This window comes from Streptomyces sp. NPDC127038, assembly GCF_042725875.1.
In the GTDB taxonomy this organism is placed as follows: Bacteria; Actinomycetota; Actinomycetes; order Streptomycetales; family Streptomycetaceae; genus Streptomyces.
The window spans coordinates 48,732-59,326 of record NZ_JBHXDQ010000059.1 but is presented as its reverse complement, the minus strand read 5'-3'; the positions used below and the strand labels follow the sequence as shown (position 1 = coordinate 59,326).

Annotated in this window: 7 protein-coding genes; 4 read left to right on the top strand and 3 right to left on the bottom strand. The window is 73.2% G+C overall.

What is annotated here, in order from left to right:
* Nucleotides 1-98: 98 nt before the first annotated feature.
* The gene (locus ACFWI4_RS31660; protein WP_387203240.1) at nt 99-2,189 is read right to left on the bottom strand and encodes an asparagine synthase-related protein; all 2,091 of its coding nucleotides are present in this window, start codon (nt 2,187-2,189) and stop codon (nt 99-101) included.
* Nucleotides 2,190-3,078: 889 nt separating this feature from the next.
* Between ACFWI4_RS31660 and ACFWI4_RS31655 the strand changes: the two genes are divergently transcribed.
* From ACFWI4_RS31655 to ACFWI4_RS31640, 4 genes are all read left to right on the top strand, one after another.
* Nucleotides 3,079-4,500 (top strand): MFS transporter, encoded by a 1,422-nt coding sequence (locus ACFWI4_RS31655; RefSeq protein ID WP_385402538.1) that lies wholly within the window; start codon nt 3,079-3,081, stop codon nt 4,498-4,500.
* A gap of 157 nt (nt 4,501-4,657) precedes the next feature.
* On the top strand, nt 4,658-5,863 hold the full coding sequence (gene lhgO, locus ACFWI4_RS31650; protein WP_387203237.1) for an L-2-hydroxyglutarate oxidase: 1,206 nt from the start codon (nt 4,658-4,660) through the stop codon (nt 5,861-5,863).
* Nucleotides 5,864-6,120: 257 nt separating this feature from the next.
* Nucleotides 6,121-6,957, top strand: coding sequence for a tRNA (guanosine(46)-N7)-methyltransferase TrmB (trmB, locus tag ACFWI4_RS31645; RefSeq protein ID WP_387203234.1), 837 nt, complete (start codon nt 6,121-6,123; stop codon nt 6,955-6,957).
* A gap of 88 nt (nt 6,958-7,045) precedes the next feature.
* Nucleotides 7,046-8,392: a PrsW family intramembrane metalloprotease gene (locus ACFWI4_RS31640; RefSeq protein WP_387203231.1), complete on the top strand. Its 1,347-nt coding sequence runs from the start codon at nt 7,046-7,048 to the stop codon at nt 8,390-8,392.
* A 103-nt stretch (nt 8,393-8,495) separates the two neighbouring features.
* Here ACFWI4_RS31640 and ACFWI4_RS31635 read toward each other — a convergent pair whose 3' ends face one another.
* Nucleotides 8,496-9,440: an aldo/keto reductase gene (locus ACFWI4_RS31635; RefSeq protein WP_387203228.1), complete on the bottom strand. Its 945-nt coding sequence runs from the start codon at nt 9,438-9,440 to the stop codon at nt 8,496-8,498.
* 140 nt (nt 9,441-9,580) lie between these two features.
* Entirely contained in the window at nt 9,581-10,594 is a 1,014-nt protein-coding gene (locus ACFWI4_RS31630; protein WP_387203225.1) for a M23 family metallopeptidase, read from the bottom strand.
* Between the last annotated feature and the right edge of the window lies 1 nt (nt 10,595).

The window sequence follows — 10,595 nt, the reverse complement described above, 5'->3', positions numbered from 1 at the left end:
GAAGCCACCGACGGTCACGCCTCATCCAACGGCGACGGCCTGATGCACCGGCACGGCCCCGACCCACCCACCGGATCGAGACCGCACCCGCGACCGGGTCAGGCGCGCTGGGCTCCCGCTCCCAGGGCCCTGCCCTGCGGGACTATCCCCGCGGGTACGGCGCGCTGGCGGGCGGGGGTTCCCGTCCAGCACGTGCCCCGGCGGCCCAGCAGCCGCCGCAGCCACAGTTCGAGCGAGACGAGATCGGCCAGCCCGTCGAGCGGTAGCGGCGCCCCCTCCGCGGCCGAGCGCAGCGCCTTGCGGACGACACGCGCCTCGACGAGCCCCGCCTGAGCGAGCAGCGGCGTGTCGAACAGGGTGACCAGGGAGTCCGCCGCCACCCGCACCCCCGTCCGGGCGGCCGCCGAGGACGCGTGGGACGGAGCCCCCCACCCGGGGGGCAGTTCGGCCACGCCGGCGCCTTCGAGGACCGTACGCAGGATCGCCGCCCGCGCCCCCGGCTGCACCCGCAGCGCCTCCGGCAGCTCCCGGCAGGCCCGGACGACCTGGTTGTCGAGGAACGGCGTGTGCAGCCGCTGGAAGCGGATCTCGGCGGCCTGCTCCAGGACCCGGATGTCGGCCGCGTGGCGGGCCAGTGCGGCCCGGGCGCGGAAATCCCCCGGCCGCTGCCCGGGGCCGACGCCGGGCCGCCCGCCGCCCCCTTGCAGACGAACCGATACTTCAGCCAGTGCCTCCCCGGTCAGCCAGCGCGCCGCCGGCCCGGGTCTCGCCCAGCTCAGCGCGGCGAGCGACGCGCCGACCGCGCCTCCGGTGTCCTCGAACCGCCGGTTCATCAGCTGTTCGGCGAGAACCTCGACCCCGGTGCGGTAGGGCGTACGGACGAGCTTGCGCGCGGCGCCGTACACGCGCGCGGGAACCATCACCGAGCCGTCGGCCTTCGTCAACGCGGCCACGGGGCGCACCAGATGGCGCCGCTTGCGGTCCATGAGCAGGTCGGCGAGCCGGGCCGGATGGGCGTCAAGGACCTGCCGGGCGCCGTAGCCCGTGAAGTGGTCCGCGCTGCCGGAGGCGAGCCGCACGCGATGGCGTGCCGCCGTCACCAGGGAGGGCCCCGGTTCGTCGGTCAGGGGCCCGTCCAGGTCCGCGTAGGGGAGCGTCTCCTCGCCCCCGGTGACGACCACATGGTGCAGCCGGGGGTTCGCGGCCAGCGTCCCGGCCCGCTCCAGCTCGGCCTCGCGCCCCTGCACGGCGAGGTCGTTGAAGGTCACCGCGAGGAGCCGTTCCCCGGCGCCGGTGCCGTGTCCGAGGACCGTGCCGGGCGCCCCGGGAAGGCCGGCGGCGAGCAGCGCGAGGGTGCCCGAGGCGGGTCCGCCGGAGAGGTCGGCCCCGATGCCCGGCACCGGTGTGCCCCGTGCGGCGCGCCGCTCGGCGGGCCCCATGCCGGGCACGGGTCCGGGGTCCACGTCGGTGCCCGGGACGTGGCGGGGAGCGGAGAGGCGGGCGCGGACGGCCTCGACGAGGGCGTCCCGTACGGCGTCCACGGCGGTCGTGGGATCGGCGGCGGGCGCGGCGACGGCGAGGGAGGCGACGGGCTCGTACCCGGCGATCTCGCGCGATCCGGCCCGCAGGATGAGCGTGTGTCCCGGCGGGATGCGGCGCACGCCCTCGTACGGGGTGGAGTCGTGCACCGCGGCGGGGACGTCGGGGGCGGCGAGCATCGCGGCCAGGTGGCCGAAGTCGAGGTTGGCCTCGATGAGGTCGGCGAGGGGGAGGGCGGCGGTGGCGTAGGCCGTGCCGCCCGCCCAGGGGGTGTAGAACACGGGCCGGGCGCCGGCGAGGTCTCCGCAGACGGTGACCCGGCGGCCGACCTGGACGACGGCGGTGTAGCTGCCGGACCAGTTGGTGAGGTGGCGCAGGGCTCCGCCGCGCGCGGCGAACAGTCCGACCCGCAGTTCGTCGTCGGAGGCGCCGCAGATGCCGAGGACGGCGATGCGGTTCTCGGCGTCGGCCTTGACCACGCGGACCTCGTCGGGGCGCCAGTCGCCGACGGCCCACAGGGGATCCGGGTCACCCCACAGGAGTTGGGAGCCGACCGGGTGAACGGTCTCGCCCTCGTTGCCCGTGGCGCCCGCCGAGCCGATCGCGGACGCTCTGGCGACGGTGCTGCTCCACCCCACCAACCATCGCATCGCCGCCTCCACAGGCTGTGGACAACCAGTGCACCGTACGAACTCGGCACCATGCTGCCACGAAGGAGGCGTGCGGGAGGGACTCTGCGGCGGCTTGCGCTCCCCGAAGTGCGCCCCCACCCGAACACCCGCGCCGCCACGGGAGGGCACCTCGCCCGCAAATACCGTCCGCACAAAGGCCGTTGAAGAGATCGAAGCGCATCGGCGCCCATCGCGAGCAAATCCCCGCGGATGCCGTCCCGAACGGCCACCGGACCACGCCCGGCCCCCGGCCCGGGCGCCCCTCACCCACCTCCCGCACCCCGCACCGCAGTTGCCGCCCGGCACCCCCGGCCCGGCACCGCAACGGAGCACCTCTCCCGCATCACGCGACCCCCGTCAGGTCGACGCGAATGCGCCCCCGATACGCTCCCCCAGGACGCCCTTCGCGCCCTCAACTCGTATGGTGGGAGCCCTGATTGCCCTCAGGGGAGGCCATCGGTTTTCGGCCAAATCGGTGTCGGGCGGACAACCGCGGACACGCTCCGTACAGGCCTTGCGCACCGCTTCGGCAACGCACAGTCCGGGAGGCGGAGTTCGCCCCCCGGACCGGTCCGCCGCCCGCGGGGATGTAGGCGGCGGTGTCCCCCAGCCCACTGGATCCAGTACAGCGGGCCGACCCACGCACGTTCCATGGAAGCGCTCCCCGCGGTGGCCGGAGAAGAGCGCACGGACGGGCGCACGGCCACACAACAGGAGCACACCGCCACGGTCCGTACAGTCGTACGGACCACAATCCCGCCAACCGGACGTACGCCCCTTAACGCTGGGGATCGGGCGAACTACGCTGGGTTTACGAATGCCGCGTGGTTATGCCACCGCGGCAGCCGTCTGTGTCGAGGGGTGGCGCATGTCCAGGGAGCAACGCGGGCCGAACGAAAAACTCGGCGCCGTTCTCGCCCTCGCGGGAATCAGCAACGCAGGACTCGCGCGTCGCGTCAACGATCTTGGCGCTCAACGCGGGTTGACTCTTCGCTACGACAAGACGTCGGTGGCGCGCTGGGTGTCGAAGGGCATGGTGCCTCAGGGCGCCGCGCCGCACCTCATCGCGGCCGCCATCGGCCAGAAGCTCGGCCGTCCCGTGCCGCTCCACGAGATCGGCCTGGCGGACGCGGATCCCGCGCCGGAAGTGGGTCTCGCCTTCCCCCGTGACGTCGGGCAGGCGGTGCGGTCGGCGACGGAGCTGTACCGCCTCGACCTCGCCGGGCGCAGGGCCGGCGGCGGCATCTGGCAGTCGCTCGCGGGTTCCTTCGCCGTGAGCGCCTACGCGACGCCCGCCTCTCGCTGGCTGATAACCCCGGCCGACAGTTCGGTGGCGCGCGAGGTGAACCCGGGCGAGGGCTCCGGAGCGCCGCTGAAAGTCGGCCACAGCGATGTGCTGAAGCTCCGCGAGGCGGCCGAGGACGCGAGGCGCTGGGACTCCAAGTACGGGGGCGGCGACTGGCGTTCGTCCATGGTGCCCGAGTGTCTGCGGGTGGAGGCGGCGCCGCTGCTGCTCGGCTCCTACTCCGACGAGGTCGGCAGGGCGCTGTTCGGCGCGTCGGCGGAGCTCACCCGGCTCGCGGGCTGGATGGCCTTCGACACGGGCCAGCAGGAGGCCGCGCAGCGGTACTACATCCAGGCGCTGCGGCTGGCCCGCGCGGCCGCCGACGTGCCCCTCGGGGGCTACGTCCTGGCGTCCATGTCCCTCCAGGCGACCTACCGGGGCTTCGGCGACGAGGGCGTCGACCTCGCCCAGGCCGCGCTGGAGCGCAACCGCGGTCTGGCCACGGCCCGCACCATGAGCTTCTTCCGGCTCGTCGAGGCACGTGCCCACGCGCGCGCGGGCGACGCCCAGGCGGCCGGCGCGGCGCTGAAGGCCGCCGAGGGCTGGCTGGAGCGGGCCCGCGAAGGCGACAACGACCCGTCCTGGCTCGGCTTCTACGGGTACGACCGCTTCGCGGCCGACGCCGCCGAGTGCTACCGCGACCTGAAGGCGCCGCGCCAGGTGCGCCGGTTCACCGAACAGGCGCTGTCGAAGCCGACGGAGGAGTTCGTGCGCTCGCACGGGCTGCGCCTGGTGGTGTCGGCGGTCGCCGAGCTGGAGTCCGGCAACCTGGACGCGGCCTGCGAGCAGGGCGTGCGGGCGGTGGAGGTCGCGGGGCGCATCTCCTCCGCGCGCACCACCGAGTACGTGAAGGACCTGCTGCACCGGCTGGAGCCCTACGGCGACGAGCCGCGCGTGGTGGAGCTGCGGGAGCGGGCCCGTCCGCTGCTGATGGCTCCGGCCTAGGCCGGACACGGCCTAGGGTTCGAAGGAGCGCTCGGGGGGATCCGGCGCGAAGGGAGCGCCACGGCCCCGCGGCGCGAAAGAATCGCGGGGTGCCGTCCTCGGGTTTGAGGGCGTTGTCAGTGGCGCAGTGCACTATCGAGGCCGGAAGGTGGTGCGGATGCGGAGCGCGTACGACTGCGATGTGCTGGTGATCGGCGGCGGGATCGTCGGCCTGTCGACGGCCTATGCCATCACACGGGCGGCGCCCGGCACGCGGGTGACGGTGCTGGAGAAGGAACAGGGGCCCGCCCGGCACCAGACCGGGCGCAACAGCGGAGTGATCCACAGCGGGATCTACTACCGCCCCGGCTCCCTGAAGGCACGGTACGCGGTCAAGGGTGCCGCCGAGATGGTCAAGTTCTGCGCGGAGTACGACATCGCGCACGCCGTCACCGGCAAGCTGATCGTCGCGACGGACAAGTCGGAGCTCCCCCGTCTGCACGGCCTGGTCCAGCGCGGCCGGGAGAACGGCATCCCGGTCAAGGAGCTGGGCCCGGCCCAGCTCACCGAGTACGAACCCGAGGTCCGCGGCCTCGCCGCCATCCACGTGGGCACCACGGGCATCTGCGACTACGTGGCGGTGGCCCGCCGGCTCGGCGAGGCCTCCGGGGCGGAGATCCGGTACGGGGCCCAGGTCGTGCGCGCGGACCGGCGCCCGCATCTCGGTGTCGCCGTGCGCACGGCCGACGGGGCGATCGTCCGCGGCCGGGTGCTGGTCAACTGCTCGGGGCTGCACTGCGACGAGACGGCCCGGCTCACGGGCGACGACCCCGGGATGCGGATCGTCCCCTTCCGCGGCGAGTACTACACGCTGGCGCGGCCGGAGCTGGTGCGTGGTCTGGTGTACCCGGTTCCCGACCCGGCGTTCCCGTTCCTCGGCGTCCATCTCACCCGGGGCATCGACGGCGGTGTCCACATCGGTCCCAACGCGGTGCCCGCGCTCGCCCGCGAGGGCTACGGATGGGGGGTCGTCCGGCCCCGTGAACTGGGCGGGACCCTGTCCTGGCCGGGTTCCTGGCACATAGCCCGGCGGCACTGGCGCTACGGAGCCGGGGAGCTGCGCAGGTCGGTGTCCAAGGCGGCGTTCACCGAGGCGGTGCGACGGCTGCTGCCCGCGGTGACCCCGGACGACCTGGTGCCCGCCGCCGCCGGGGTCCGCGCCCAGGCGGTCCTGCGGGACGGCACCCTGGTCGACGACTTCCTGATCAAGGAGGGCCCGAGGACCGTGCACGTACTGAACGCGCCGTCCCCCGCGGCCACCGCCTCCCTCCCGATCGGCCGCGAGGTCGCCCGCCGCGCCCTGGCGTCCCTCGCGGCGGTCTGAGCGGCCCCGTCCACGACGGACCGGGAACGGTGCGCCGGGGAACGGTGGGCCGGGATCAGGACCAGGAGGCCGGGCGGTGGGCCGGGAGCAGGAGCGGTCGGCCGGGAGCGCGGGACTGAAGCAGGAGCGGTCGGCCGGGAGCGCGGGACTGAAGCAGGAGCGGTCGGCCGGGAGCGCGGGACTGAAGCAGGAGCGGTCGGCCGGGAGCGTCGGGACGGGATGCCCAGCGTCGCCGCCCCCGTAAAATCGACCCCACTGTGTCTGATTTCCTCGACTCCACCGAAGAGACCCGGCCCGCCTCCGCCGAGGACGGCACGCCGCGTCACCACCGCTCCAAGAGCGAGCCCCGCTTCCCCGACGGTCCGCAGCCGGATCCCGCCGGCTCGCACTTCGAGCGGCGGATCCGGAGTTTCCAGCCGCGCCGCAGCCGGGTGACGACCGGGCAGGCGGACGCGTTGCAGCGACTGTGGTCCAGGTGGGGTCTGGACATCGACGGACGGGGCACGCTCGACCTGGCGGAGCTGTTCGGGGCGGACCTCCCCGTCGTGCTGGAGATCGGCTTCGGCATGGGTGAGGCGACCGCGCTGATGGCGGCCGAGGACCCGGCGACCGGCATCCTCGCCGTGGACGTGCACACACCGGGCCAGGGCAATCTGCTCAGCCTCGCCGAGCGCAGCGGTCTGACCAACGTCCGTGTCGCCAACGGCGACGCGATCATCCTGCTCCGCGAGATGCTCGCGCCCGACTCCCTGAACGGCCTGCGTGTCTTCTTCCCCGACCCCTGGCCCAAGAAGCGCCACCACAAGCGGCGCCTGATCCAGCCGGAGTTCCTGGACCTCGCCGCCACCCGGCTCGCGCCGGGCGCGCTGGTGCACTGCGCGACGGACTGGGAGCCGTACGCGGAACAGATGCTGGAGGTGCTGACCGCGCACCCCGGTTTCGAGAACACCGTGCCCGACGGCGGTTTCGCGCCGCGTCCGGAGTTCCGGCCGCTGACCCGTTTCGAGGGCCAGGGACTGGACAAGGGTCATGTGGTGAACGACCTCCTCTTCCGGCGCGTACAGCATCGAGACCAGCACACCTCGGGCGGCTGACCCGCACGCACCCGCCGGCGTCCGCCGGGAATTCCCGGGGACCCGGTTACCGTCGCGGGCGACGCCCTCCCTCGTTAGGGTCAATGCCGTGGCCATCCATCCCCCGTACCCGACCCGGCCCGGCTCCCCCGCCGGACCCGCGCCGAGACATCCGCACTGGTGGCAGCGGGGCTGGGTGCGGTACGGAGCGCTGATCAGCCTGCTCGCGCTGTCGGGCCTGGTCATCCTCGCGCTCGTCCGCGAACAGACGGGGACCGAGGGCTTCTTGGTCGGCCTCGGCCTGGCCGTGTTCCCCGTGCCGCTGCTCATAGCGGCCTTCCGCTGGCTGGACCGGGTCGAACCGGGCCCCTGGCGCAACCTGTTCTTCGCGTTCGCCTGGGGTGCCTGCGCGGCCGCGCTGATAGCGATCGTCGCGAACAGTTTCGCGACCCGCTGGATAGCCATGACGACCGCGGATCCCTCCGGCGCGGACACCCTCGGCGCGACCGTCATCGCGCCGGTCGTGGAGGAGTCGGCGAAGGCCGCGGCCGTGCTGCTCGTGTTCCTCTTCCGCAGACGGGACTTCACCGGGATCGTCGACGGGGTCGTCATCGCCGGGGTGACCGCCACCGGCTTCGCCTTCACCGAGAACATCCTCTATCTCGGGACCGCGTTCGGGACCGACCGGCTCAGCGGGGAGAGCGGACTCGCCTCCGTCACCGCGGCGACCTTCTTCGTCCGGGTGGTGATGTCGCCCTTCGCGCATCCGCTCTTCACCGTGCTGACCGGCATCGGCTTCGGGTTCGCGGCGCTGTCCGCCGAACGCCAGCGCACGCGCCGCGTCCTGCTCCCCCTCACCGGACTCCTGCTCGCGATGGGCATGCACGCGCTCTGGAACGGTTCCTCGGGCTTCAGCCGGTTCGGGTTCTTCGGGGTGTACGCCGCGTTCATGGTTCCCGCGTTCGGGCTGCTGACCTGGCTCGTCGTCTGGACCCGGCAGCGAGAGCTGCGGACGATCCGCGCCGAACTGCCCGTGTACACCGCGGCCGGCTGGCTGGGCGCGGCGGAACCCTGGGTGCTCGGTTCGATGCGGGCGCGGCAGATCGCCCGCGAGTACGCCCGCCATCACTTCGGGAAGAGCGCCGCGCGTTCGGTGGCGGAGTACGAGGCGTACGCGACCTCGCTGGCGTTCCTGCGGCACCGGGGGCGCAGGGGCCGGGCGGGCGCCGACTTCGTCGTACGGGAGCGCGAGTTGCTGGAGGAGCTGTGGCGCCGCCGGGAGACCGCCCGTCCGGCGCTCGCCCACGCGGCCCGGCTCACGGCACCGCTGCCCGTACCGCCGCCCTGGCCGGCCCCCGGCTACGGCTACGCGGTCCCGCCCGCGCGCCCGTACGGCCCGCCGGCGCAGCCCTCCGCGCCGGCCCCGTATCCCGCGTACAACCCGTACCGCTCCTAGACCGGCCGGCTGCGGCCGGCCGACCACCTGACCGGCCGGCCGACCTGCTGACCTGCTGACCTGCTGACCTGCTGACCTGCTGTTACGTGTTACGTGTTACGTGTTACGCCGACGCCCGTGTCAGGAGGGTGAGTTCCTCGTCCGTCAGGACCAGGTCCGCGACGCCCAGCAGGGCAGGGAGCTGCTCGACCGTGCGGGCGGAGGCGATCGGCGCGGCGACCGTCGGCTGCGCGGCGAGCCAGGCGAGGGCGACCGTCGGGACGGCGGCGCCGTGGGACGCGGCGATCTCGTCGAGGGCGGCGAGGACCTTGGGTCCGCGTTCGGTGCCGAGGTGCTTGGCGGCGCCGGCCGCCCGCGCCGAGTCGACGTCCGTGCCGGGGCGGTACTTGCCGGTGAGGAACCCGGAGGCGAGCGCGAAGTAGGGGACGGCCGCCAGACCCGCCTGGGAGGCGACGTCCAGCAGGGCGCCCTCGTAGGTGTCGCGCGAGACGAGGTTGTAGTGCGGCTGGAGCGCGACGTAGCGGGCGAGGCCCTCGCGGTCGGAGAACTCCAGGGACTCCCGCAGCCGCTCCGGCGAGATGTTGGAGGCGGCGATGTGCCGCACCTTCCCGGCCCTCACCAGCTCGTCGAGGGCGCCGATGATCTCTTCGACCGGAACCTCGGTCTTGTCGAAGTGGGTGTAGTAGAGGTCGATGTGGTCGGTGCCCAGGCGGCGCAGCGACGCGTCGGCCGCGGCCTTGATGTTGGCGCCGGACAGCCCCGGGTAGGCGGGGTGCTGGCTGACCTTGGTGGCGACGACGACGTCCTCGCGGTTGCCGCGGGTCTTCAGCCACTTGCCGATGATGGTCTCGGACTCGCCGCCCTCGTTGCCCTCGATCCACGCCGAGTAGGAGTCGGCCGTGTCGAGGAAGTTGCCGCCGGCGGCCGCGTAGGCGTCGAGGACGGCGAAGGAGCTGGTCTCGTCGGCCGTCCAGCCGAATACGTTGCCGCCGAGGGAGAGCGGGAACACCTCGAGGTCGGACGCACCGAGCTTGCGAAGGGAAGTCATGTACGGCCTCAACACCCGCACCGGATGGATGTATTCCACAAGCACCCGTGGAGGGCGGGGGCGGCGGAGGGTGTCCGTGCCTGCCCGACCGGGAGTCCTGACGCAGGGGGGGTGGCGTCAGGACTGCCGGGGATCGGGGATCAGGGGTTGAGGCCCTTGCTGTGGAGCCACGCCATCGGGTCGATGGCGGTGGGGTCGCCGTTCGGGTGCACTTCGAGGTGCAGGTGCGGCCCGGTGACGTTGCCCGTCGCGCCCACGCGTCCGATGACATCGCCGGTGGCGACCTTCTGGCCCACGCTGACGCTGATGGAGGACTGGTGGCAGAACCACAGCTCCGTACCGTCGTCGAGGGTGAGGATCGTGCGGTAGCCGTACGAGCCGGCCCAGCCGGCCTGGGTGACGGTGGCGCTGTGGATCGCCTTGATGAGCGTGCCGGTGGGCGCCGCGAAGTCGAGTCCGGTGTGGTAGCCGGAGGACCAGAGCGCGCCGGCCTCGCCGAAGCGCGAGGTCAGGGTGTACGAGGAGGTCGGCAGCGTGTAGCTCTTGGCGAGTTCGGCGAGGCGCTCCTTCTCGGCCTTGGCCTTGGCCGCGTCCAGCGCCTTCTGCTCCGCCTCCTTCTGCTGCTTGGTGGCGGTCTCCACGGCCTTCTTCGCGGCGGCGCTCTGGGCGGCCTGCTGCGAGGCGGTGTCGGCGCGGTTCTGCTGGGACTTGGCCTGCTGCATGATGCGGTCGCGCAGCGCCTCACCGGCGTCGGTGACACCGTGGGCGGTCTCGGAGCTGGTCAGACCGGCGGTGGTGAGCGGGGTCGAGGAACCCTTGGCGGTGCTGGATCCGCCGTCCGACAGCAGGGCCTTGGCCGACGCGGTGACCGACGACAGGTCGGGCAGCGAGATCGAGACGGGCGCCTTGCCCGGAGCGGCGCTGGCGATGCCGCCGCCGCCGACCGCGGCGATGACGCCGACACCGAGAACCGTGGAACTGCGGGCGAGTCCTCCGCCGCGCTGCTTGCCCGTGCGGTGCCGGCCACGGACGGGAGCGAGAGAATCCGCGGTGGGATTCCACTCCTCCCAGGATTCCTCGTCCTTGTCATAGCCGAAGGTGTGCGTTTCGTTCGGCGCGAACGGGGATGGCTGAGCGGGCCGGTTGGACGCCACG

What these genes read in the sequence shown, in the direction of transcription:
- ACFWI4_RS31660 (WP_387203240.1), bottom strand. Translation starts at nt 2,189, where the DNA reads ATGCGATGGTTGGTGGGGTGGAGCAGCACCGTCGCCAGAGCGTCCGCG.
- ACFWI4_RS31655 (WP_385402538.1), top strand. Translation starts at nt 3,079, where the DNA reads ATGTCCAGGGAGCAACGCGGGCCGAACGAAAAACTCGGCGCCGTTCTC.
- lhgO (WP_387203237.1), top strand. Translation starts at nt 4,658, where the DNA reads ATGCGGAGCGCGTACGACTGCGATGTGCTGGTGATCGGCGGCGGGATC.
- ACFWI4_RS31635 (WP_387203228.1), bottom strand. Translation starts at nt 9,440, where the DNA reads ATGACTTCCCTTCGCAAGCTCGGTGCGTCCGACCTCGAGGTGTTCCCG.